The sequence below is a fragment of the Janthinobacterium sp. B9-8 genome (genome assembly GCF_000969645.2).
Lineage (GTDB): Bacteria > Pseudomonadota > Gammaproteobacteria > Burkholderiales > Chitinibacteraceae > Iodobacter.
Window position 1 is genome coordinate 3,531,994 of the sequence record NZ_CP014222.1, and the last position, 21,953, is coordinate 3,553,946.

Annotated in this window: 24 protein-coding genes and 1 other RNA gene; 13 read left to right on the forward strand and 12 right to left on the reverse strand. The window is 50.1% G+C overall.

Annotation, left to right across the window (positions count from 1 at the left end; translation table 11 throughout):
- Position 1: 1 nt before the first annotated feature.
- From VN23_RS15945 to cysK, 3 genes are all read right to left on the reverse strand, one after another.
- Positions 2 to 1,159, reverse strand: a complete 1,158-nt coding sequence (locus VN23_RS15945) for an iron-containing alcohol dehydrogenase (RefSeq protein WP_046352572.1) — start codon at positions 1,157 to 1,159, stop codon at positions 2 to 4.
- A 230-nt stretch (positions 1,160 to 1,389) separates the two neighbouring features.
- Positions 1,390 to 1,986 (reverse strand): TetR/AcrR family transcriptional regulator, encoded by a 597-nt coding sequence (locus VN23_RS15950; RefSeq protein ID WP_046352571.1) that lies wholly within the window; start codon positions 1,984 to 1,986, stop codon positions 1,390 to 1,392.
- Positions 1,987 to 2,450: 464 nt separating this feature from the next.
- The gene (gene cysK, locus VN23_RS15955) at positions 2,451 to 3,383 is read right to left on the reverse strand and encodes a cysteine synthase A (protein WP_046352570.1); all 933 of its coding nucleotides are present in this window, start codon (positions 3,381 to 3,383) and stop codon (positions 2,451 to 2,453) included.
- 94 nt (positions 3,384 to 3,477) lie between these two features.
- On the opposite strand from cysK, the gene VN23_RS15960 reads away from it, so the two are divergent.
- Positions 3,478 to 4,701: a multifunctional CCA addition/repair protein gene (locus tag VN23_RS15960; RefSeq protein WP_046352569.1), complete on the forward strand. Its 1,224-nt coding sequence runs from the start codon at positions 3,478 to 3,480 to the stop codon at positions 4,699 to 4,701.
- A 203-nt stretch (positions 4,702 to 4,904) separates the two neighbouring features.
- Here VN23_RS15960 and amt read toward each other — a convergent pair whose 3' ends face one another.
- Together amt and glnK are read right to left on the reverse strand one after the other, a co-directional pair.
- Positions 4,905 to 6,311: an ammonium transporter gene (gene amt, locus VN23_RS15965; protein ID WP_046352568.1), complete on the reverse strand. Its 1,407-nt coding sequence runs from the start codon at positions 6,309 to 6,311 to the stop codon at positions 4,905 to 4,907.
- Positions 6,312 to 6,335: 24 nt separating this feature from the next.
- Complete coding sequence (glnK, locus tag VN23_RS15970; protein ID WP_046352567.1) at positions 6,336 to 6,674, reverse strand: P-II family nitrogen regulator; 339 nt, start codon at positions 6,672 to 6,674, stop codon at positions 6,336 to 6,338.
- A 328-nt stretch (positions 6,675 to 7,002) separates the two neighbouring features.
- On the opposite strand from glnK, the gene VN23_RS15975 reads away from it, so the two are divergent.
- The 4 genes from VN23_RS15975 to VN23_RS15990 all read left to right on the forward strand — a co-directional run bounded on the left by VN23_RS15975 (position 7,003) and on the right by VN23_RS15990 (position 9,235).
- Entirely contained in the window at positions 7,003 to 7,263 is a 261-nt protein-coding gene (locus tag VN23_RS15975) for an accessory factor UbiK family protein (RefSeq protein ID WP_046352566.1), read from the forward strand.
- Positions 7,260 to 7,832 carry a ribosomal protein S5-alanine N-acetyltransferase gene (rimJ, locus tag VN23_RS15980; protein ID WP_046352565.1) on the forward strand — a complete coding sequence of 191 codons (573 nt, stop codon included), beginning with the start codon at positions 7,260 to 7,262 and terminating at the stop codon, positions 7,830 to 7,832. The genes VN23_RS15975 and rimJ overlap by 4 nt, the downstream gene beginning before the upstream one ends.
- Positions 7,833 to 7,955: 123 nt before the next feature.
- Entirely contained in the window at positions 7,956 to 8,657 is a 702-nt protein-coding gene (gene aqpZ / locus VN23_RS15985; RefSeq protein WP_046352564.1) for an aquaporin Z, read from the forward strand.
- 122 nt (positions 8,658 to 8,779) lie between these two features.
- On the forward strand, positions 8,780 to 9,235 hold the full coding sequence (locus VN23_RS15990; protein WP_046352563.1) for a VOC family protein: 456 nt from the start codon (positions 8,780 to 8,782) through the stop codon (positions 9,233 to 9,235).
- 63 nt (positions 9,236 to 9,298) lie between these two features.
- Here the strand turns inward: VN23_RS15990 and rnpB are convergent.
- The 4 genes from rnpB to VN23_RS16010 all read right to left on the reverse strand — a co-directional run bounded on the left by rnpB (position 9,299) and on the right by VN23_RS16010 (position 11,762).
- An RNA gene (gene rnpB / locus VN23_RS15995) (RNase P RNA component class A) lies at positions 9,299 to 9,733 on the reverse strand.
- Between the two features lie 14 nt (positions 9,734 to 9,747).
- Positions 9,748 to 10,239 (reverse strand): hypothetical protein, encoded by a 492-nt coding sequence (locus VN23_RS16000; RefSeq protein ID WP_046352562.1) that lies wholly within the window; start codon positions 10,237 to 10,239, stop codon positions 9,748 to 9,750.
- Entirely contained in the window at positions 10,236 to 11,270 is a 1,035-nt protein-coding gene (gene pyrC, locus VN23_RS16005) for a dihydroorotase (protein WP_046352561.1), read from the reverse strand. The genes VN23_RS16000 and pyrC overlap by 4 nt, the downstream gene beginning before the upstream one ends.
- A 252-nt stretch (positions 11,271 to 11,522) precedes the next feature.
- Complete coding sequence (locus tag VN23_RS16010; RefSeq protein ID WP_046352560.1) at positions 11,523 to 11,762, reverse strand: sulfurtransferase TusA family protein; 240 nt, start codon at positions 11,760 to 11,762, stop codon at positions 11,523 to 11,525.
- Positions 11,763 to 11,971: 209 nt separating this feature from the next.
- Between VN23_RS16010 and VN23_RS16015 the strand changes: the two genes are divergently transcribed.
- From VN23_RS16015 to VN23_RS16035, 5 genes are all read left to right on the forward strand, one after another.
- Complete coding sequence (locus VN23_RS16015; RefSeq protein ID WP_046352559.1) at positions 11,972 to 12,244, forward strand: PepSY domain-containing protein; 273 nt, start codon at positions 11,972 to 11,974, stop codon at positions 12,242 to 12,244.
- 40 nt (positions 12,245 to 12,284) lie between these two features.
- Positions 12,285 to 12,944: a response regulator gene (locus VN23_RS16020; protein WP_046352558.1), complete on the forward strand. Its 660-nt coding sequence runs from the start codon at positions 12,285 to 12,287 to the stop codon at positions 12,942 to 12,944.
- Positions 12,941 to 14,263 (forward strand): ATP-binding protein, encoded by a 1,323-nt coding sequence (locus VN23_RS16025; protein ID WP_052746663.1) that lies wholly within the window; start codon positions 12,941 to 12,943, stop codon positions 14,261 to 14,263. Before VN23_RS16020 ends, VN23_RS16025 begins: the two co-directional genes overlap by 4 nt.
- Before the next feature lie 90 nt (positions 14,264 to 14,353).
- Positions 14,354 to 15,331 carry a cation diffusion facilitator family transporter gene (locus tag VN23_RS16030; RefSeq protein WP_046352557.1) on the forward strand — a complete coding sequence of 326 codons (978 nt, stop codon included), beginning with the start codon at positions 14,354 to 14,356 and terminating at the stop codon, positions 15,329 to 15,331.
- Between the two features lie 24 nt (positions 15,332 to 15,355).
- Positions 15,356 to 15,910: a CNP1-like family protein gene (locus VN23_RS16035; protein WP_052746662.1), complete on the forward strand. Its 555-nt coding sequence runs from the start codon at positions 15,356 to 15,358 to the stop codon at positions 15,908 to 15,910.
- A gap of 47 nt (positions 15,911 to 15,957) precedes the next feature.
- Here the strand turns inward: VN23_RS16035 and proB are convergent, their stop codons facing one another.
- Positions 15,958 to 17,085, reverse strand: coding sequence for a glutamate 5-kinase (proB, locus tag VN23_RS16040; protein WP_046352556.1), 1,128 nt, complete (start codon positions 17,083 to 17,085; stop codon positions 15,958 to 15,960).
- Positions 17,086 to 17,192: 107 nt separating this feature from the next.
- On the opposite strand from proB, the gene VN23_RS16045 reads away from it, so the two are divergent.
- Positions 17,193 to 17,780: a sulfite oxidase heme-binding subunit YedZ gene (locus tag VN23_RS16045; RefSeq protein ID WP_046352555.1), complete on the forward strand. Its 588-nt coding sequence runs from the start codon at positions 17,193 to 17,195 to the stop codon at positions 17,778 to 17,780.
- Between the two features lie 108 nt (positions 17,781 to 17,888).
- On the opposite strand, the gene VN23_RS16050 is transcribed toward VN23_RS16045, so the two are convergent.
- Positions 17,889 to 19,112 carry an HD-GYP domain-containing protein gene (locus VN23_RS16050; protein WP_046352554.1) on the reverse strand — a complete coding sequence of 408 codons (1,224 nt, stop codon included), beginning with the start codon at positions 19,110 to 19,112 and terminating at the stop codon, positions 17,889 to 17,891.
- A gap of 57 nt (positions 19,113 to 19,169) precedes the next feature.
- Between VN23_RS16050 and VN23_RS21580 the strand changes: the two genes are divergently transcribed.
- Positions 19,170 to 19,508, forward strand: a complete 339-nt coding sequence (locus VN23_RS21580) for a 2Fe-2S iron-sulfur cluster-binding protein (protein WP_082752806.1) — start codon at positions 19,170 to 19,172, stop codon at positions 19,506 to 19,508.
- Between the two features lie 153 nt (positions 19,509 to 19,661).
- On the opposite strand, the gene VN23_RS16055 is transcribed toward VN23_RS21580, so the two are convergent.
- Positions 19,662 to 20,420 (reverse strand): IclR family transcriptional regulator, encoded by a 759-nt coding sequence (locus tag VN23_RS16055; protein WP_046352553.1) that lies wholly within the window; start codon positions 20,418 to 20,420, stop codon positions 19,662 to 19,664.
- Positions 20,421 to 20,530: 110 nt separating this feature from the next.
- On the opposite strand from VN23_RS16055, the gene hmgA reads away from it, so the two are divergent.
- Positions 20,531 to 21,817, forward strand: coding sequence for a homogentisate 1,2-dioxygenase (gene hmgA / locus VN23_RS16060; protein ID WP_046352552.1), 1,287 nt, complete (start codon positions 20,531 to 20,533; stop codon positions 21,815 to 21,817).
- Positions 21,818 to 21,953: the final 136 nt, after the last annotated feature.

A 21,953-nucleotide genomic window follows, 5' to 3' on the forward strand; every position in this document is an offset into this window, starting at 1 on the left:
ATCAGTAGCTGCCTTCTAAAACGAGCTTGCTAGTCGCTAAATCGACATCGCCGTTTTCACCCAAGGCCACCATGCCGTGAGCTTTTAGCTGCTCGAGCACGGCATTAATGGCGCTGACTTCCAGACCATAATCACGCATGCGGGTTTTAACACCCATGGCTTCAAAGAAATCGCGGGTTTTGGCAATCGCGGCATCAATACGCGCGTCATCTGAGCCTTCTTTAATGCCCCATACACGATCGGCGTATTGCAGCAGTTTTTCACGCTTGGCGGCGCGGCGTACATTCAGCATGGATGGCAAGATAATCGCCAGTGTTTGCGCATGATCGATATTGTATAAAGCAGTCAGCTCATGCCCAACCATATGCGTCGCCCAATCTTGCGGCACACCGGCACCGATCAAGCCATTGAGCGCCATCGTGGCGGCCCACATTAAATTAGAGCGCACGGTGTAATCATGCGGAGTTGCCAGTGCTTGCGGGCCAACTTCGATCAGGGTTTGCAATAGGCTTTCGGCAAAGCGGTCTTGCACCGGCGCATTGGCTGGATAAGTTAAATATTGCTCGACCACATGCACAAAGGCATCCACCGCGCCGTTGCCAATTTGCCGCGCTGGCAAGCTATAGGTTTTAGTAGGATCAAGGATGGCAAACTGAGGAAATACATGGCGATTCATAAAGGGCAGCTTGGTCTTGGTTTCGCTGCGAGTAATCACCGAGCCATTATTCATTTCCGAGCCGGTAGCGGGCAGAGTCAGCACCGCGCCCATCGGCAAGGCAGCTTTAATATGCTGGCCGTGTGAGGTCAAAATATCCCAAGGCTCGCCTTCATACAGGGCCGCAGCGGCGGCAAACTTAGTGCCATCAATCACCGAACCACCGCCCACAGCCAGCAGGAAATCAATTTTCTCTGCTTTAATCTGCGCCACGGCTTTCATCATGGTTTCATAAGTTGGATTAGCTTCAATGCCAGAGAACTCAGCAACGCTATGGTTTTTTAAAGCTTCCATCACTTCGGTGTAAGTGCCATTTTTTTTAATACTGCCACCGCCATAAAGTACGAGGACACGGGCTTTTTCAGGTACGAGAGTGGCCAACTTAGCAATCTGGCCTTCGCCAAAAACGATTTGAACGGGGTTGTAAAATTCGAATTGCTGCATGGGAAATCCTTTGAAGTTAACGATAAATAGACCAGTCGTCTAGAATGCATATCAAAAAAATCGGCAACGCTGCCGAAGTGTTTATTACAAATATTGTACTCAGGAAAAGCTGAGCCCTAATTCGCTTTGGGCGGTACAAGCCGCCGTTTTTTTAAGCCTTGGCAAAGTTATTCTCCGCCTTGGCCATTAATAACAATAAACCTGCGCGTAAGCACAAAGGCGTGCCCACCCTACAAATCTTTCACACCCAAAAGGTAACAAGTGGTTTGCATGGCGGTATCTAGCGCACTGCTATCCTGACGTATTTTGGTCAGCAGGCTGGCCCCCAACCACATCTGATACAGCATCAAGGCCACGGACTGTGCATCCATATCTGGCGACAAAGCCCCATCACAGCGTGGTTCATCCAGCCACTTAGCTAGACGATCGATTACATCATTAGTTCCCTGCTTAAAAACTTGCCGCATGGGTTCAGATAAATCAGCCACTTCTGCGGAAAGCTTGACCACCATGCACTGATTCGCTTGGCTACATGCGCCTTGGGACATCAGCCAAGTACGCCAGTAGTGCATCAGCCGCTCGCTACCGCAATCGTATTGCGTCTCTAAAGATTGCATAAGCAGCTGATAATTAACAAAATAACGCTCTAAAAGTGCACAACCAAAGTGCTCTTTTGAAGGGAAGTAATGATAAAACGAACCTTTAGGCACTTCTGCTGCCGTTAAAATCTCGGCCAGCCCCACGGCGGAAAAACCCTTACCCCTGAGGATGGATTCGCCCACTGCCAATAAATGTTCGCGTGTATCTTCGTGTTTTTTCTTTGCCATGGACGCAGTCTCTCACAAGAATAGACCGGTCGTATAGTTTTAATTTACCGAGATCATGATTATGCAACGGAAACCCAAGTCTTGAACCACGGAGGGCACAGAGAACACAGAGTTTCACGGAGGAAACCATTTTTTAAAGCCATTTGCTGTGCATTTTTGAGCATTTTAAAACACAGGAACCTAGATTTATATCACGGCTCGAGGCACGGGGCTTAAATCTCCCCTTGAAGCCGCAACACAAGGAACAAGCGGGTCGGGGGAGCGCTTGGGAGCGAGGAACGCCGCCGACTCGATTGCCCGCAGCTGAGGGGCCTTCGTGCTGGTCGGGGCGGCCTCTTTGCGTACTATGATTTCTTGCCGTTCAGAAATTAAATACTTCGCGGGGATGCCGCACCTAAATCAAAGTGCCGAAGGCACTAAAAATAGCCTTTTTGAATTTACTTAACCCGAACGCCCACTCAACATTAATCCAACAAACCTTCAAACAAAGGCGTCGATAAATAACGCTCGCCAAAGGAAGGAATAATCACTGCAATCAGTTTACCTGCGTTTTCAGGCCGTTTGCCCAGCTCGATGGCGGCCCAGGTTGCGGCTCCTGCGGAAATCCCTGCCAGAATGCCTTCTTGCGTGGCAAGGGCACGCGCCGTTGCAAAAGCGTCTTCATTTTTTACCCGAATCACTTCATCGTAGCTTTTAGTATTGAGTACATCGGGAACAAAACCTGCGCCAATCCCTTGAATAGGGTGCGCTCCTTTCTGCCCGCCACTCAGCACAGGGCTAGCATCGGGCTCAACCGCTACTGCTTTAAATGAGGGTTTGCGCGCTTTTAATACTTCCGAGACCCCCGTGATTGTTCCGCCTGTACCCACACCTGCCACCAGAATATCGATCTGGCCATCGGTATCATTCCATAGCTCTTCAGCGGTTGTGCGGCGGTGAATTTCCGGGTTGGCTGGGTTTTCAAACTGCTGTGGCAAAAAGTAATTGCTGTGCTCAATCACCAAGGCTTTTGCTGTAGCAATCGCACCGCCCATTCCTTCTGCGGCAGGCGTCAGAACCAAAGTAGCGCCATAGCCGCGTAATAATGCACGGCGCTCTTTAGACATACTTTCTGGCATAGTGAGCACTAGTTTATAGCCCCGCGCCGCGCAAACCATCGCCAAGCCAATACCGGTATTACCGGAAGTTGGCTCCACAATCACCGTGTCCGGCCCGATCAGGCCAGCGGCCTCAGCAGCATCGATCATCGCCACAGCAATGCGATCTTTCACCGAGTGTGAAGGATTAAAGAACTCCAGCTTTGCTACAATCGTTGCCCCGCTTGCTTGTGCAACACGATTTAACTTCACTAAAGGCGTATTGCCGATCAGATCGGTAATACTATTGGCGATTTTCATACAGCATCCTTGTCGTCTGTTCAATAAAATATAGTTGATTGTAGCGGCAATATAATTAACAGATAAAGTGACTAAAAAATCTAAGGAAAGATCAATGAAGGTTTATCGCGTTGGCGGTGCTGTAAGGGATAAATTGCTAGGCCTGCCGGTAAGAGATATCGATTGGGTGGTGGTTGGCAGCACGGCAGAGGCGATGCAAGCATTAGGCTACACGCCTGTTGGCAAAGACTTTCCGGTATTTTTACATCCCAAGACGCACCAGGAATATGCCCTTGCCCGCACCGAACGCAAATCCGGCCACGGTTACAAAGGCTTTACCGTGTTCGCAAGCGAAGAGGTTAGCTTAGAAGAAGACTTGCTCCGCCGCGACCTTACCATCAATGCAATCGCCGAAGACGACGCCGGCCAGATCACAGATCCATTTAATGGCCAGGCCGATCTACGTGCCAAACTATTACGTCATGTGTCCCCCGCTTTTAGCGAAGACCCCGTGCGTATTTTGCGCCTCGCCCGCTTTGCTGCCCGCTTTGGGTTTGATGTGGCGCCAGAAACGCTCGCCCTGATGCAGGAAATGGTAAATAGCGGTGAAGTCGATCATCTGGTGGCAGAAAGAGTGTGGCAGGAATTGGCCAAGGGGCTGATGGAAGACACGCCATCCCTGATGTTTGAAATGCTCCGCCGCTGCGGAGCGCTGGCCCGCATTGCGCCAGAAATCGACGCACTGTGGGGCGTGCCGCAGCGTGCCGACTATCATCCGGAAATCGATACCGGCGTGCATGTGATGATGGTGCTGGACTACACCGCCAGCCAAAACTGGCCGCTTGTCACTCGCTTTGCTGCGCTTTGCCATGATTTGGGCAAGGCCATCACCCCTACTGATATTTTGCCAAGGCATATCGGCCATGAAGCACGCGGTGTGGCCCTCGTTGAGGCTTTATGTGAAAGATTGCGCGTGCCCAGCGATTGCAGAGATTTGGCTCGCATGGTGTGCCGTGAGCACACGCATGTCCACACCGCAGAACAACTCCGCCCCGCCACCGTGCTGGAGGTTTTTCAGCGCTGTGATGCATTCAGAAAGCCCGAGCGCTTTAAGCAAATGCTCGACGCCTGCCTCGCCGACGCGCGCGGGCGCACAACTTTTGAAAACTGCGAATACCCGCAAGCTGCCTATTTATTACAACTGCTGGCCGCAGCCAATACCGTAAACAGCGGCGAGATTGCCCAAAGCTGTGAAGATAAAACGCAAATCCCAGAGAGGATCAGACAAGCCAGAATTGCTGCGATTCGTGACACGAGCGCTGGCAAACCCAAACTTTAAAACACAAATGAGAAAGTCTGCTCATCCCAAAAAGAAAAGCCCGCCAGTTGCCTGGCGGGCTCCACAATACGCTACACATCCATCAGACAAGCAGTAAACCGATACCTTTTAGAGAGAGAATTGGAGGACACCTGTCTAATTTGCTTGCAGCGAACTGCTCATGCTCTAAGGCCACGGAGGCCTTAGAGTTTTATCTATATTAGTTATATATTATATGCCTTTTCACCGTGGCTCGTCACATCCAAGCCTTCGCGCTCTTCTTCTTCCGGTACACGCAGGCCAATCAACAGATCAACCAGCTTAAAGGCAATAATTGAAACCACAGCCGACCATAGCAAAGTTGTACCTACGCCGATAGCTTGAATTTTTACTTGTGCAAGAATCGAATAATCTGCGGCCACTTTATTGCCCACATAATCCCAGATGCCTGTGCCGCCCAAATCTGGTGAAGCAAAAATACCGGTTAAGATCGCCCCCAGAATACCGCCCACGCCATGCACACCAAACACATCCAGCGCATCATCCGCGCCTAGTAAGCGCTTCAGACCATGCACGCCCCACAGGCAAATCATCCCAGCCAGCAAACCAATCACCAAAGCGCCGCCTACACCCACAAAGCCGCAAGCAGGCGTAATGGCTACCAAGCCTGCTACCGCTCCAGATGCCGCGCCTAGCAATGAAGGCTTGCCTTTAAGCATCCACTCTGCCAGCAGCCAAGACATGGTTGCTGCTGCAGTCGCCAGCCAGGTATTAATAAATGCCAGCGCCGCAATGCCATTGGCTTCAAGCGCAGATCCGGCATTAAAACCAAACCAGCCAAACCACAATAACGATGCGCCAATCATGGTCATAGGCAAGCTATGTGGCGTCATGGCTTCACGACCAAAACCAATCCGCTTGCCCACCATAAACGCGCCCACCAAACCCGCTACCGCCGCGTTGATATGCACCACCGTACCGCCTGCAAAATCAAGTGCGCCTTTTTGGAATAAGAAACCGGCAGTGGCAGTGGCGGCATCAGCAGCAGCCTGTGTGAGGTAAGCATCCGGGCCTGTCCAGTACCAAACCATATGTGCCATCGGCAGGTAGGAGAAAGTAAACCAAAGCACGCAGAAAGCCATCACCGCAGCAAACTTAACCCGCTCGGCAAATGCCCCCACAATCAAGCCGCAGGTGATCGCCGCAAATGCACCTTGAAAGACGACATAAATCAGCTCAGAGATGCCCACGCCTTTGGTAAAGGTTGCAGCAATTGAATCCGGAGTCACACCTTGAAGCATCACTTTACTAAAAGAGCCAAAGAAAGCATTGCCTTCAGTAAACGCCAGCGAATAACCGTACACCACCCACAGCACTGAAATCATCGCAAATACAGAAAACACCTGCATTAGCACCGACAGCATGTTTTTAGAGCGAACCAAGCCACCGTAAAACAGAGCAAGGCCGGGGATAGACATCAAAATCACCAAGGCGGTGGAGATAAACATCCACGCGTTATCCCCCTTATTAATGGTATCCACGATGGCGACGGGGGCGGACGCGGCCACTTCAACCGCAAACCCCTGTGCCGCTAATCCGCCGAGGGCGAGTGCTGCAAACAATTTGTTCATCGTCTCTCTCCTGCGATTTTTTAATTAGATGGCATCTTGACCAGTTTCACCGGTACGGATCCGCACCACATGTTGCAGATCAAATACAAAAATTTTGCCATCGCCAATTTTGCCGGTATTGGCCGCTTTTTCGATGACTTCCAGTGTTTGTTCCAACTGATCATCCCCAATGGCGACTTCTACTTTTACCTTAGGCAGAAAATCCACCACATATTCAGCACCACGATAAAGCTCGGTATGCCCTTTTTGACGACCAAAGCCCTTCACTTCAGTCACGGTTAAGCCCTGAACGCCAATTTCCGACAAAGCTTCGCGAACTTCATCGAGCTTGAACGGCTTAATAATCGCAGACACGAATTTCATGGGGTGCTCCTTTTAAAAGGTGGGGTACGATCAGAGATCAGCACAAAGCATGCCAAGCAAGAAAAAGCTCTGTTTTCATGGGCTTAAAAATCATGTGGGCAGGTGATGCACCAACAATAGACGTTCCATGGTGCACTGCAACTTAAATTTGCACCAGAGTGGTGCAATCTAAAAATGGCAAGCTTCTGCTAAACTTAAATGCCAAACCAACACCGTTGCGGTGCCGGCACAAAAAGCACAACATTGAGAGCTGTTGCTTTAGCCCTGAAACGCGATAAAAACAAACCACCCCACAAACAGTGCCGCAACAATACAAAGGATATTCAAGATGCTTAAAGATAAATTTTTTGATGAAATCGCCAGCAAAATCACCGAAGCGATTGCAGCCAGCCCAGCCAAAGATATGGAAAAAAACGCCCGCGCCATGATGGCATCGGCTTTTACCAAAATGGATTTAGTCACCCGCGAAGAATTCGAAATCCAGCAAGAAGTGCTCGCCCGCACCCGTGAAAAACTGCATGAGCTGGAAGCCCGCATCAACGAATTAGAAACCAAACTTCACGCTAACAACCCGCAAGACGCACTATGATTTTTGGCCGAAAAACGCCAGAAGCATTACACATCAACACAGAGCGCTTAAAGCTTGTGCTGGCCGAGCCTGCACAAGCCGTGGTTTGGGCAAAATTCCAGCAAGAAAACCGCCACCACCTTGCTCCTTGGGACCCACAAAGGGATGAAGACTTTTTCACTCCTTTTGCATGGCAGCTCAGGCTAGAAAATGCTCGGCTACAATATCAGCAAGGCACAGCCATTCACTGGGCTTTGCTCGATCAGCACAGTACTGAAATGCTGGGGCAATGTAGTTTCAGTAATATCGTGCAAGGGCCATTTATGGCTTGTCATCTTGGGTATTCTTTAGCAGCAGCGGCAGAAGGCCGGGGGCTGATGAAAGAGGCACTTGATGCAACGATTCATCATCTGTTCAGCACCCGGGATTTACACCGGATTATGGCAAACCATCTGCCGCAGAATCTACGCAGTGCCAGACTCTTACAAAGCCTAGGGTTTGAAAAAGAAGGTTATGCTCGTTCTTACTTAAAAATTGCAGGGCAATGGCAAGATCATGTTTTAAATTCGCTGATTAATCCGGCACATTAAGGAGAGGAGCGGCTTGCAGCTGCGAAGCAACCAGAGTGACCTTACACACTGTACCAAGCCATATTGCAGCCTGTACCATGCGCCACTTTTAAAGATGAAAGTTTATCGAAAGGAAGCATAATAATGAATAAATATGCAGCAGAGTTTATAGGCACATTTTGGTTAGTGCTCGGTGGTTGCGGCAGTGCCGTATTAGCAGCCGCCTTCCCCGCCCTGGGGATTGGCTTTGTAGGTGTTTCTTTAGCTTTTGGTCTTACCGTACTAACCATGGCCTACGCGATAGGCCATATTTCTGGCTGCCACCTTAACCCCGCCGTTTCTATCGGCCTCTGGGCGGCCAAGCGCTTCCCCGCCAATCAACTTATCCCTTATATCGTTGCCCAAGTTTTAGGCGGGATTGTGGCAGCAACCGTGCTGTATTTTATTGTGACCGGCAAAGCAGACTTTACGACCCTAGGTGGCTTTGCTTCAAATGGCTACGGTGACTACTCACCGGGCAAGTTTTCAATGGCTGCCGCGCTGATCACGGAAGTGGTGATGACCATGATGTTTCTGATCATCATCTTGGGCGCTACAGACAAACGTGCTCCACAGGGCTTTGCACCGATCGCCATTGGTCTGGGACTCACACTGATTCACCTGATCAGTATTCCTGTGACCAACACCTCGGTCAATCCGGCACGTAGTACCGCAGTTGCGCTATTTGCGGGTGACTTTGCTATCGGCCAACTCTGGCTATTTTGGCTGGCCCCAATTGCCGGAGCCATCTTAGGTGCCGTGATTTACCGCTTTATTGGTAGTGAAGATCACAGTCTGCTTAATTAAAGCGGGTCGTGCAGCCTGTCGGATTTAAGCGATGTCCGCTAGAAAATGTCCGGCAGGCTAATAAAGGCGCGGCTTAATCCCGAGCGCGCTATGTTGAGTTACTTTTGAACAAGGATGCAGCAATGAAAGCTATACCAGACGGCTATCACACAGCAACGCCTTACTTAATAGTCAACGATGCAGTTAGCGCCATTGCGTTTTATAAAAGCGCCTTTAATGCCATAGAAGTGATGCGCTTAGCCGACCCAAGCGGCAAAATCGCTCACGCCGAAGTTAAAATTGGCGATTCATCCATTATGCTGGCCGACGAGCATCCAGAAATGGGCTATATAAGCGCAGCCACTTTGGGTAATTCACCAGTGAGCATCATGCTGTATATAGCAAATGTAGACGCTGCTTTTGAGCAAGCCATTAAACACGGTGCTGTTGAGCTACGCGCAGTCAGCGATCAGTTTTATGGCGATAGAATGGGCACATTAAAAGACCCGTTTGGCCATATCTGGAGCCTTGCTACACATATTGAAGATGTTTCCCCAGAAGAAATCGACAAGCGCTTTGCAGCGTTTTTTACTCAGTAAAACGAATCCCATAAGCGCAAAAAAGCCGATCTATACGTAGATCGGCTTTTTTACTTATTGGGGTTGCGGAGCCGGCCGATAAGCCGGGTTTTGTAGCCTTGAGTTACCCCAAGGTGACAGTCATTCCTCTAGGCCCAGCATTGCTACTGGGCTCGTGCAACCTACCCGTAGACTCGGCGGGCCACCTCAACGTCTACTGCTTGGTCTTGCTCCGGATGGGGTTTACCCTGCCGTCCGTGTTACCACGTCCGCGGTGCGCTCTTACCGACAAACCTTGCGGCCTGCATCCCTGACGGGAACACCTTTTCACCCTTACCTGATCCCAATCCGGCCTTGTATCAATAAAGGCTTTTAACTTGGGCCATCGGCGGTTCAGCTCTCTGTTGCACTTTCCGTCGCCTTGCAACGCCCGGTCGTTAACCGGCATCCTGCCCTATGGAGCCCGGACTTTCCTCCCCCATACCCTAAAAGTATGGCAGCGACTGTCTAGCCTGCTCCGCAGCGGCGGATTATCACACCTCTGGGGCTGCTTGTGCAAATGGCAAACCGCTTATTTGTGATAAATCACCGGCCATTTGCTGTGCTTTAGCGATTCCCCGTTGGCTGGCAGGGAAATATGCGAACACAAAGCGACGAGTGGTTTCGCCATCTTCGCGATTAATCAGGCTAAGCCACACGCTATCCTTGCCAAAAACATTAGGCTCTTGCGTGAGCTCTACCCGCTCAAAACCACTCACGGGCTCGCTTTTCCTCCATACCGGCACAAGCCCCAGCAACATGGTACGACGCTCCAGAATAGTGCCGTCGGTATATTGCTCGCCCGGCAGCGCCCAGAACATCAAGCCCAAGACAACCATGGAATACCAGAACACGCCAAAGAAATGATTTTCAAAGTGCACCGAATCGATCAAGGGCTGGCCCCACCAAGCGACGGCAATCATCGCCACGCCAAACATCCACCAGCCGGGTTTTGACACGGCACGGCTAACTAAAATCGTTTTCAAACCAGCTTCCAATGGATTTCTTCCCCGGCGCGTAAAGGCACAACATTGTGCTCACCAAATGGATAGCTGGCTGGCACTTGCCAGCTTTCTTTAAGCAAAGTGACTGTATCCGTGTTTTCTGGCAGGCCATAAAAAGCCGGGCCATTTTTAGAGGCAAAGGCTTCGAGTAAATCAAGCGCTCCGACCGACTCAAACGCTTCGGCATATAAAGCCAGCGCAGCATGGGCAGAATAAATACCCGCGCAGCCACAGGCCGCCTCCTTGGTGTGCTTAGCGTGAGGTGCACTATCCGTGCCTAGGAAGAATTTTTTGCTACCAGATGTCACCGCCGCCAGAAGCGCACGACGATGCTCTTCACGCTTCAGTACCGGCAGGCAATAATGATGCGGACGAATTCCGCCAGTAAACAAGGCATTTCGATTCATCAATAAATGCTGTGGTGTAACCGTAGCTGCAATATTTGGCCCAGCCTTTAAGACATATTCAGCCGCCTGCCTGGTGGTGATATGTTCAAACACAATTTTTAATTTAGGCAGCCGCTGCTGCAATACCATCAGCACGCTATCGATAAACGCCGCTTCACGATCAAACACGTCCACCTGCGGATCGGTCACTTCACCGTGCACCAAAAATGGCAGGCCCAGCTCGGCCATTTTTTCTAAGGCAGGCATGACTTTATCGAAGTTAGTCACGCCGGAATCCGAATTAGTCGTCGCTCCAGCAGGATAAAGCTTCACTGCTTTTACAAAACCACTTTGCTTAGCTTTCACCACTTCTTCAGGGATTAAGTGATCGGTTAAATACAGCACCATCATCGGATCAAACTGCACGCCTGCAGGCAGGGCTTCCAAAATCCGCTGGCGATAGGCAAATGCCGCATCTACGGTGGTCACTGGCGGCTTCAGATTAGGCATAACAATTGCCCGTGCGAACTCCTTAGCGGTATGCGGCAAGACGGCAGCCATTAAATCGCCATCGCGTAAATGCAGATGCCAGTCGTCGGGGCGGATAATGGTGATTGATTTGCTCATATTTTGATTCTCAGTATTTGTGAATGAGTAACTGATGTTTCGCAGAAAAAAACCTTAAACCACAGAGTAAAACGAGGACACAGAGTGCCACAGAGAAAATCATCTAACCGTTGTTTTTCTCGGTGAAACTCTGTGCTCTCTGCCTTCTCTGCGGTTTAAGGTTTAGCACTCTCTCCTCTTCATCAAAGGTTTTTAGTTCGCGATTTCCAAAAGCTACGCAACATCAGCAGGTAAACATATTTGGCCTGACTCTTAGCGTTTACGAATCAAAAACAAAAATTTATCGTCTTGCGGCCAGGTCTCGATAAGCTCGTGCCCTGTTTGGCGGCAAAAGGCGGTGAAATCGGTTGGCGTCGCCGGATCGGTACAGATCACATGCAGCACTTCACCACTTTGCATCGTGGCAAGCGCCTTTTTAGTGCGCAGGATAGGCAGCGGGCAATTGAGGCCACTTAAATCGGCGGCTTGCTGGTGCTCTGGGCGGCTGGACATGGATGTCTCCGAGCGAAAAAGATCTATTGTAGCAAGCTCGTCAAGCCCTGCCGTTATTGCATGACTAAGAACAAGGCAACTTCAACCTTTAAAATCATACTTAAATGAAAAAATCACCATCAGGGCTCAATTTAAGACGCGCTTAAGTTTCACTTCATAGTGCTGTGGTGAAATGGCATCACTTATTCATCTTCCTCAAGGAAAACACTATGAAAATCGCTACTTTACTTGCCATCACCACGCTTGCTGCTTCTTCTTTCAGTATGGCTGATAACTACTACTGCGCCACCCACCCAAAATCGGAATGGCTAGCTGGCAGCGTGGCTCATACCAAAATTGTAGCGATGGGCTACAAGGTGAAAGAGTTTAAAGAATCTGGCAATTGTTACAAAATTGAAGGCTGGAATAAGGAAGGCCAAAAAGTAGACGTTTATTTCGATCCAAAAACCTTAGACTTAGTAAAATCTAAATTAGACGATTAATCCTCTGGCTCAAGCCAGCGGAAGGCCATCAAGGATAAATATGCGCTTACTACTGGTTGAAGACGATGCCCTCTTAGGCGATGGCATTGCCGAGGGTTTAAGCGATGCTGGCTTTGTGGTCGATTGGCTAAAAGACGGCGAATCGGCCAGGCTAGCCTTGATGACGGAGCATAGCTTTGATGGTGTAGTGCTGGATATTGGCCTGCCGCGTATGGATGGCTTGCAGCTTTTGGCGTGGATACGCCGCGAGCGCGGCCATTTGCCAGTACTCTTACTCACGGCCAGAGACAGTATTGAAGATCGCATCAAGGGGCTGGATGCGGGGGCAGATGATTATCTGATCAAGCCCTTTGCCTTAGGTGAGCTTTGCGCAAGGGTACGGGCTTTAGTACGCCGTGGTCTGGGCAAACATGATGGCGAGCTATGCTGGCAGGATCTGGTGCTCGATCCGGCACATCAATCGGTGCAACAAGCAGGCCAGATACTCAATCTCACGGCGATGGAATACCGACTATTGCATCTTTTAATGGCGAATCATCCGCATTATTTATCACGCCCCCAGTTTGAAGAAAAGCTCTATGGCTGGCAGCAGGATATTGAAAGCAACACCCTCGATGTACATCTCTCGCATTTACGCAAAAAGCTAAATAAAGTAGTCATACGCAATGCTCGGAATCTGGGCTGGCGATTAGAAACATGAAAAATTGGCTGAAAAGCGCCTCGCTTGCCACACGGCTTACCCTACTGGTGCTGCTACTCACCTCACTCACCTGGGCCGCATTCAGCGCCGTTTTGCTCTATGAAACCCACGATGAAGTCAACGAGCTGCTGGATAAACAGCTTTATGTTTATACCGAGCTGCTTTGGCAAAGCCTGGACGACAGCGACGATTTAAAAATCTTAATCAGTGGCAAACCCGATCACTTACCCCGTGTAGTTTTTAGCCTCTACAGCAGTGAAGGCAAGCTTTTGCTCTCCAGCAGTGAGTATGTTTTGCCGTTTCAAACCGAATACGAGAAAAAAACCCGCACCATCACAATGGATGATCACCGCTGGGAAATCGCCGTTCGCCAAAATGATGAGCGACAACTTATCGTGGGCGAGCCACACCAAAAGCGCGAGCAGTTGATTGATGAAATCATTGAATATCTAGGGATCACCGCCATGATTGCCTTGGCCATTCTATTGCCGCTGCTGCTCTTGGCTATTCGGCAAGGATTACTGCCACTGCGTGCCGTCGATGCCGAACTTGCCCGCCGTGCCCCCGATAATCTGGAAGCACTCACCCTCGCCGTGCCGCGTGAAATTGCACCGCTACGCAACCGGCTCAATACACTCTTTGCCCAAGTGAGCGCCACCTTAGAAAAAGAGCGGCGATTTACTGCCGATGCGGCCCACGAGCTACGCACGCCTCTGGCCGGATTACGCGTACAAATCGAGCTGGCCCAAGGCAGCCCGCGCCCCGAAGCGCGTGAAAAAGCGTTAAAACAAGCTCTGCTGGGCGTGGATCGCAGCACCCATCTGGTCGGACAATTGCTTGAACTCGCCCGCTTAGATTTTGCTGCCATTCAAACAGATCAAAAAGTAGATATCGTGCAACTAGCCGAGTACGCATTACAAGATGCAGGGCTAGCCCCGGAATACTTACATACAGAAAATACCGGCACTTGGTATGGGCACGCGGGATTACTGGCGCTGCTACTGCGCAATTTGCTCGATAATGCCAAGCGCTACGCCGGAGAAAACACGGCCATCACGATCCAGATCAATCAAAACTCCATATGCATTAGCGATAATGGCCCCGGCGTTGCGCCCGAGGTATTGGCCCGCCTAGGTGAGCGCTTTTATCGACCGCCCGGCCAAAGCCAAACCGGTGCAGGGCTAGGATTATCGATTGTGCATCGCATTGCCGAGCTGCACCGTGCCCACGTTACCCTTGCCAGTAATCATGGTTTTCAAGTCACAATCCGTCAGGAACGTATTGGCCCGCCTAGCAAAGCAAAACCAGTACAGAGCTAGGTTTATCTATCGTGTAGAGAGTTGCCGAATTACATCAAGCATCTGGCATGCTCACAAGCGATCAAGTCATCTATTTATCAGGAAAAATAAATGCCGCATCAACACGAGCACCCGCACGATCAGCCCGGCGGGCATAACGAACACCACGATCACACCTTTGATCATGCCCATCATCACCATAATCACGGCAAGCCTAGCTCGCAAAAAAGGCTGTTGGTGGCGCTGATTATCACGGGTGGCTTCGGCCTTGTTGAACTGATTGGTGGCGTAATGACCGGCTCGCTGGCACTGATTTCAGATGCAGGCCATATGTTTACCGATGCCGCCGCGCTACTGCTGGCCCTGATCGCCAATCTCATCGGCCAGCGCCCCGCCAATGCCGCCAACTCCTACGGCTACGCGCGGGCCGAGGTTATCGGAGCACTCATCAATAGCCTGGCGATGATTGCCTTAGTGGTATGGATCGTGGTGGAAGCCGTTAGCCGCTTGCTCGATCCTCATCCCGTAAACGGCATGGGCGTCATGATTATTGCCGTGATTGGCCTGCTGGTGAATATCATTTCGGCTTGGCAGCTGTCGCATGATCACGACAATCTAAATAGCCGTGCGGCGATGATTCATGTGCTGGGCGATTTGCTGGGATCCGTGGCCGCGATTACCGCAGGCGCTGTGATTTACTTTACCGGCTGGCAAGCGATTGATCCGATTTTATCGGTTGTGGTTTCGATGCTGATTTTGCGCTCAACGTGGAACCTGCTACGCCAAGCCACGCATGTCCTTATGGAAGGCGTGCCGCAACATTTAAATCTGGAAGAAATCGGTGCAGCTTTGGCATCCGAAAAAGGCGTGGTAGAAGTCAATGATTTGCATATCTGGAATATATCGGGCGGCAAAGTGGCGCTATCGGCGCATATTGTGATCGAAAAACCGGAAACCTGGCCCTTGCAGCTGCAACACATCAACCATATGCTAGGCGAGCGTTACGGTATCCAACATATTACCTTGCAGGCCACATGGTTTAGTATTCGTCCCACGCGTAGTATTCCTATTCACAGAATCCGGCATTAATTTGAATCATTTTTAAGGATAAACATGCAACGCTTTTTGCTCTTGGCCCTGCTTGCCATCCCTCTCTTGGCCAACGCCGCTGAATACAATACAAGTCGCCCAGCAGGAATAGAGAGCGATGGCACGACGATCTCCCGCCTGCTCAAAGACACACCACCTCCCAAGCCGGAAGAAAAGGCGTTTAGCAAACCTGACCCTACAAAACTCCAGAAATGGCAAGAATTCACCGCCAATTACGATTCCAGAATGAATAAATTTGAAGTTGCGCTGGATGGCATTATGGTGGGGGAAGATGAAATTATTCGCTACGCTGTAGCCGTGACCAGCAAGGGCAGCAAGGTAAGAAATGTCAGTTTTGAGGGCATTGATTGCAAAACCAAACAGTATCGCAGCTATGCCTACTTAAGCGGCGATCAATGGCAAGACCTCAACCGCCCATGGGAGCTTATCTTTAAAGATAAGCGCAATGGCTATCAATTCAAATTGGCTAAAGAATTCTGCTGGGGAGGCGCACCGGCTTCGGTAGAAAAAATCGTCGATTCAATGACCTCGAACGAACCACTCAAGATTGTTCGATAAAAACTGCGGCCAGCAAGGCAGAGGGCAATCTTTGCCCTCTGCACGAACTACACGCCCATCAACACCATATTATCGCGATGAATCAGCTCTGATTCGTCGATATAGCCCAAGGCCGCTTCGATCTGCCCTGTGGGTAAACACATAATCCGGCGGGTTTCAGCAGCGCTGTAGTTCGCCAGGCCGCGAGCAATTTCTACTCCACTCGCATCCACGCAGCTCACCACATCCCCGCGCAAGAAATCGCCAAGCGCTTCTTTTACGCCAATAGGCAGCAGGCTGGAGCCTTGTAAACGCAGCGCCCGTACCGCGCCAGCATCCAAAACAACCGACCCTTTCAGTTGCAAATGATCAGCAATCCATTGCTTTTTAGCGGCGAGTGGCGTTGATTGTGCCGTTAGCTGAGTGCCAATCCGCTCACCTCGGGCGAGGCGCGCTAATACCTCGTGCTCTCGGCCACTGGCAATCACGGTCGATGCGCCGCTTCTGGCTGCGCGTTTGGCGGCAATAATCTTGGTATACATACCACCCGTGCCCACGCTAGAGCCTGCGCCGCCAGCCATTTCTTCCAGAGTGGAGTCCCCTGCTTGAGCATCTTCAACCAGCTTGGCATTGGGATTAGAGCGAGGATCGGCCGTATAAAGACCGGTTTGATCGGTCAGGATAATCAGCGCATCACCTTCGATCAGATTAGTCACCAAAGCGCCCAAGGTATCGTTATCGCCAAATTTAATTTCGGCAGTCACCACCGTATCGTTTTCATTAATGATGGGAATCACGCCCAGATTGAGCAGCGTCATCAAGGTTGAGCGGGCATTTAAATAGCGGGTGCGATCGGCCAGATCTTCGTGCGTAAGCAGAATTTGCGCAGTTTTTAAGCCATAAGCGCGAAAAGCGCTCTCATAAGCCTGACATAGCCCCATCTGCCCAACAGCAGCGGCAGCCTGTTTTTCATGTACCGAAGTCGGCTTTTGCGACCAGCCCAAGCGCGCCACGCCCTCGGCAATTGCGCCAGATGAGACCAGCACCACCTGTTTGCCCATTTTTGAGACTTCGGCAATTTCCTGCGCCCAGCGCAAAAGAGCGGCGTGATCTAAACCACGGCCTTCATTGGTAACCAAGCTAGAGCCAACTTTCACCACAATACGGTGCGCGACGTGAATAATGCTCTGCGACATAGCCATTTCCTTATGCGAGGATTGGCATTATACCGATATGACCGGATGTCAGATTAAGCAGTATCAAACGACTAAACCGCTAACCCTTATTTAATGAGCTTGCCGCGATGCGTTTTAGTAAACCTCTACTCTTTATCGCCTGTCTCTTGCCGCTGGCTTGGATTATATTTTCAACAGGGCAAGCCATTAACCCGATTGAGTTTTTAACTCGGCAAACCGGCACATGGACGCTGAATTTTCTGCTGATCACCCTCGCCGTTACACCGCTACGCCGGCTTAGTGCTTATGGAAAGCTACTGCTTTACCGCCGCATGCTGGGGCTTTATGTGTTTTTTTACGCCTTTATTCATGCGCTTACCTTCTTTGTATTCGATCATGGCCTAGACCCCGCAGCCATCTGGCACGACGTGATCAAACGCCCTTTTGTAACCGTTGGATTTTTGGCTTTTGTCTTGCTGATTCCGCTGGCGGCCACATCGAATCAAGCCGCGATACGCAAACTAAAACGCCAATGGCAACGCCTGCATAAGCTGGTTTATCTGATTGCTAGCTTGGGAGTGCTGCATTATCTGTGGCTGGTAAAACGAGATTTAACAACCCCGCTTATCTATGCGGCCATCTTGGGGCTATTGTTTTTGATGCGCACGCCAATGGCGCGGCGATTGGATGGGATCTTGAAGCAAAAAGGTCTGTAGTAAACACACGCAAACCCTAAGTTCTGTAGACGCAGAGCACACAGAGATGAAAAGCAGAATACTCTGTGTTCTTCCCGCTCTCTGTGTCTACAGACCTTTTTTGCCTTTTTACCCTGGAGGAATCAAGAATCGGGTGATGTCGATTCCCCATTTATCTGGCGATTCATGGCCCGTGATACGGTCCGCCCCGCCTAGGCCCATGGGTTTAGATAAATCGATTTCTACAGGGGGGATATAAGTATTGGCCTTGGTGCTAAAAATAGCTTTTACCCTTGGCATTAATAAATTGCCCTCATTTTGCTCCAGCACCACGGCTAAACGGCCTGATTCTAACTTCACCAGAGAGCCCACCGGATAAATACCGACGGTACGCATAAAAGCTTGAACCAGCGTTGGATTAAAGTGGAATTTGCTCCATTCCCATAATTTTTTTAATCCTTCCGATGCAGGCATGCCTTTGTGATAGCAGCGATCCGAAGTAATGGCATCGTATACATCCACCACCGAAGCCATTTGCGTTAACTGGGTAATGTTTTCGCCGGGCAATTTATGCGGATAACCACTGCCATCCATACGCTCGTGATGATGCAAAGTAATTTCCAGGGGAATATCGCCAATTGAATCAATTTTCGCCAATATTTTAAAACCTTCCATAGGATGCGAGCGCATCACTTCAAACTCTGCCTCTGTTAATCGCCCCGGTTTATTCAGTATTTCATTCGGCACCATCGTTTTACCCGTATCGTGCAATAAGCCGCCAATACCTGCCTGGCGAATTAATTCCGCCGGAAAATTCATACTTTTAGTAAAAGTCACCATCAGCGTGCAAACGCTCACCGAATGCAGAAAAGTATATTCGTCTTTATCTTTAATCCCGGATAAGCCCATTAATGCGCTGCCATTACGCAAAATAGAATCAGTAATCGCCTCGACCACTTCTTCTACATCATCCATTTGAATCGCTTTACCCATGCGGGCATCTTGCATCACTGTGCGCACCAAATTATGCGCCTGCTTATGAATGCGCTTGGCACGGGTCATTTCTTCTGTGCTTGATACCTGAATAACCGGCGCTGGTGCGGTGGCAATTCTCACCATCTCCTCCTCAATAGACGCATTGACTTCGTCTACCGTAGGCGCATGCGCATAATCAAGACCACGATCGGTATCGATATACACTTCATGCGTGCCTGAGGCTATGATCTTCTGCAGATCTTCATCCGTTTTAACCACAAACTGCTTGCGCAAAAAGGGATGATCCATCCAGTCCACATTCAGATCATGGATGTACATACCGATCTTTAGCACTTCAATGGGGATTTTCTTGATCATGGCCAGTTACAATATGAGTTGTTCCTTCATCTTAGGACTAAGCTTAGCTGGCCGCACATGTACAAATTAACTTTCATCAACATACAGGATTCCACCCGTCTGGAATGCGACGCTGAAGCAGACAGCATACTCATTTCTGCCGTCAGATCATTGGTAAGCGATGGAAAATTACAACTCGCATGGCGCTGCGGTCAGGGAACATGTGGGGCATGTAAAGTACGTTTAGAACACGCAGGCAGCGGAGGGATGGTGACGCTGGGAGGCAAAGAAAGAAATGTCATGGCCCGCCATGCAGGGCTGGCTGCCGATTCCCCTCTCACGGTTCCCGATACACCCGAGCTAGTCCGGCTGGCTTGCCATATTCAAATTAAAAGTGATTTAACGATATATGTTTAGCTGATTTTGCTAAATATTGAACCACAGAGAACACAGAGAAACCCAATAAAACGCTCCACAGCCATGCCTCGTTTACAAGATGCTTTTCTCTGTGAAACTCTGTGCCCTCAGTGTTCTCTGTGGCTTAAGACTTAACCATCTTTCAAAACCACCTCAAACCGCGCCCATCCTGCGGCTAATGGCTTGAGTGGCCTCCAGTAGCCTTTGCACCAGCTCACTCTCTGCCTCTGGTTGCAAAGCAGAAGAGGATGAACCGACCACGGTAGCGACCCCGATAATTTGCTTGCGGGCATTAAATACCGGGGCGGAGATGGCATCGACGCCGCTAATTAACAGGCCTTGAATGCTATGCCAGCCCTGACTGCGTATATTGGCCAACAGGGAATTGATTTGCTGAGCTTCTACCTCAGAAATAACCGCTTCTTGCAGTAAAAGTTTGAGCTCCTGTTCAGGCAAATACGCGCTAAAAACTAAGCCAGTGGCCGATTTAAACGGAGGCAATACCGATCCCACCTGGGTAATCAGACTGATTGATCTAAGCGCCTGCTCAACTTGCACAACAGTTGCGCCCTTATTGCTCCATACCGCAAAAAACACCGTTTCATTCAGTTGATCGCGCAAATTTAAAAGATAAGGCGTGGCGACTTTCAATACGTCCATCTTGCCCAGCGCAATCAGGCCTACACGTAAGGCCTCATGACCGAGGGCGTAATGATTGCTGGCTGAATCTTGCTCAGCAAAACCCGTGGCAATCAGCGCCTGTAAATAGCGATGTACTTTGCTGGCGGGCATACCGGCGTATTCGGCCAAATGGGTTAGAGATGTCGCGGGAGCCAGATCGGCCAGTGCTTTTAAAATATGCGCAGCCACTTCTGCTGAGCCCACACTTTGCCGTCTATCGTTTTCTGCCATGCGTTTTTACCACTGAAATACGGGGATAGGCGTTTATAGCTTGACGAGTATTTAAAATCAAATTATGTTTTGCGTAAACTAATTACGCATAACGTAAAAAGGACGATGCCATGTCACACGCTACTTTGTCTTACCTATCAGGGTTTGGAAATGAATTTGCCAGTGAGGCATTGGCAGGTGCTTTACCGGAAGGGCAAAATTCACCACAAAAAGCCCCTTATGGCTTATACCCGGAGCAGTTTTCTACCAGCGCCTTTACCGTGCCGCGTGCCGAGCTGCGCCGTACCTGGATGTATCGCATCCTGCCATCGGCGGCCCACGGCAAATTTGAGCGTTTAGAAAAACAACGCCCCAGCAGCCAGCTAGGCGCCATCACCCCTAACCGCCTGCGCTGGGATCCGCTGCCGATTCCTGATGCGCCGACTGATTTTATCGACGGCCTAATCACCATGGCCGCCAATAGCGACGCACCAGAAGGCATCACCATCCACCTTTACCGTGCTAACTGTTCGATGCAGCGGGCGTTTTTTAATGCCGACGGTGAGATGCTGCTGGTGCCGGAACTTGGCCGTTTACGCTTAGTCACTGAGCTAGGCGTATTAGAAATCGAGCCTGAAGAAATTGCCGTAATTCCACGCGGGATGAAATTCCGTGTGGAGCTGCTGGGCGCCAGCGCCAGCGGCTATATCAGCGAAAACCACGGCTCGCCTTTCCGTATTCCCGATCTGGGGCCCATCGGCAGCAACGGCCTTGCCAACCCACGCGATTTCTTAACACCGGTTGCAGCCTATGAAGATGTGGATCAGAGCACACAGTTGGTACAAAAATTCTTAGGTGAATTCTGGGCCACCACGCTGAGCCATTCGCCCTTTAATGTAGTAGCGTGGCACGGCAATAGCGTGCCGTATAAATATGATTTGCGCCGCTTTAATACTATAGGTACGGTGAGTTACGACCATCCCGATCCTTCAATCTTTACCGTGCTGACCTCGCCATCCGCCGTGACTGGGCAGGCCAATTGCGACTTTGTGATTTTCCCACCACGCTGGATGGTTGCTGAAAACACCTTCCGCCCACCTTGGTTTCATCGTAATCTAATGAACGAATTTATGGGTTTGGTACGCGGTGAGTATGATGCCAAGGCCGGTGGTTTTGTGCCGGGAGGCTGCTCCTTGCATAACGTGATGAGTGCTCACGGGCCAGATGCCAGAACTTTTATCAATGCCAGCAGCGCTGAATTAAAACCGCAAAAAATCGAGCGCACTATGGCATTTATGTTTGAAACCCACGGCGTGATTCGCCCAACGCAATACGCACTGGAATGCGCACAGTTTCAGACAAACTACGACGACTGCTGGGCAGACATGCCCAAAACATTTAATAAAAACCAGATTTAAATCAAAAACCTAAAATCTGTAGGTACAGAGAACACCAGAAAGGCCGAGTTAAAACCCTAAAGTCTGTAGACAAAGAGAACACAGAGTTTAAAAAGCAGCACACTGAGAAAACCTTAAGGATCTGGCGCGAAATAAC

Excerpts from the sequence above, each read along its gene's own strand:
- VN23_RS16045 (WP_046352555.1), top strand. The coding sequence starts at position 17,193 with ATGCGTTTTAGTAAACCTCTACTCTTTATCGCCTGTCTCTTGCCGCTG.
- cysK (WP_046352570.1), bottom strand. The coding sequence starts at position 3,383 with ATGAAAATCGCCAATAGTATTACCGATCTGATCGGCAATACGCCTTTA.
- pyrC (WP_046352561.1), bottom strand. The coding sequence starts at position 11,270 with ATGAGCAAATCAATCACCATTATCCGCCCCGACGACTGGCATCTGCAT.
- aqpZ (WP_046352564.1), top strand. The coding sequence starts at position 7,956 with ATGAATAAATATGCAGCAGAGTTTATAGGCACATTTTGGTTAGTGCTC.
- glnK (WP_046352567.1), bottom strand. The coding sequence starts at position 6,674 with ATGAAATTCGTGTCTGCGATTATTAAGCCGTTCAAGCTCGATGAAGTT.
- VN23_RS16020 (WP_046352558.1), top strand. The coding sequence starts at position 12,285 with ATGCGCTTACTACTGGTTGAAGACGATGCCCTCTTAGGCGATGGCATT.
- VN23_RS16010 (WP_046352560.1), bottom strand. The coding sequence starts at position 11,762 with ATGTCCAGCCGCCCAGAGCACCAGCAAGCCGCCGATTTAAGTGGCCTC.
- VN23_RS21580 (WP_082752806.1), top strand. The coding sequence starts at position 19,170 with ATGTACAAATTAACTTTCATCAACATACAGGATTCCACCCGTCTGGAA.
- VN23_RS16050 (WP_046352554.1), bottom strand. The coding sequence starts at position 19,112 with ATGATCAAGAAAATCCCCATTGAAGTGCTAAAGATCGGTATGTACATC.
- VN23_RS15945 (WP_046352572.1), bottom strand. The coding sequence starts at position 1,159 with ATGCAGCAATTCGAATTTTACAACCCCGTTCAAATCGTTTTTGGCGAA.
- VN23_RS16055 (WP_046352553.1), bottom strand. The coding sequence starts at position 20,420 with ATGGCAGAAAACGATAGACGGCAAAGTGTGGGCTCAGCAGAAGTGGCT.
- VN23_RS16025 (WP_052746663.1), top strand. The coding sequence starts at position 12,941 with ATGAAAAATTGGCTGAAAAGCGCCTCGCTTGCCACACGGCTTACCCTA.
- VN23_RS15960 (WP_046352569.1), top strand. The coding sequence starts at position 3,478 with ATGAAGGTTTATCGCGTTGGCGGTGCTGTAAGGGATAAATTGCTAGGC.
- VN23_RS16035 (WP_052746662.1), top strand. The coding sequence starts at position 15,356 with ATGCAACGCTTTTTGCTCTTGGCCCTGCTTGCCATCCCTCTCTTGGCC.
- rimJ (WP_046352565.1), top strand. The coding sequence starts at position 7,260 with ATGATTTTTGGCCGAAAAACGCCAGAAGCATTACACATCAACACAGAG.
- proB (WP_046352556.1), bottom strand. The coding sequence starts at position 17,085 with ATGTCGCAGAGCATTATTCACGTCGCGCACCGTATTGTGGTGAAAGTT.
- VN23_RS16015 (WP_046352559.1), top strand. The coding sequence starts at position 11,972 with ATGAAAATCGCTACTTTACTTGCCATCACCACGCTTGCTGCTTCTTCT.
- VN23_RS15975 (WP_046352566.1), top strand. The coding sequence starts at position 7,003 with ATGCTTAAAGATAAATTTTTTGATGAAATCGCCAGCAAAATCACCGAA.
- VN23_RS15950 (WP_046352571.1), bottom strand. The coding sequence starts at position 1,986 with ATGGCAAAGAAAAAACACGAAGATACACGCGAACATTTATTGGCAGTG.
- hmgA (WP_046352552.1), top strand. The coding sequence starts at position 20,531 with ATGTCACACGCTACTTTGTCTTACCTATCAGGGTTTGGAAATGAATTT.
- VN23_RS16030 (WP_046352557.1), top strand. The coding sequence starts at position 14,354 with ATGCCGCATCAACACGAGCACCCGCACGATCAGCCCGGCGGGCATAAC.
- VN23_RS15990 (WP_046352563.1), top strand. The coding sequence starts at position 8,780 with ATGAAAGCTATACCAGACGGCTATCACACAGCAACGCCTTACTTAATA.
- amt (WP_046352568.1), bottom strand. The coding sequence starts at position 6,311 with ATGAACAAATTGTTTGCAGCACTCGCCCTCGGCGGATTAGCGGCACAG.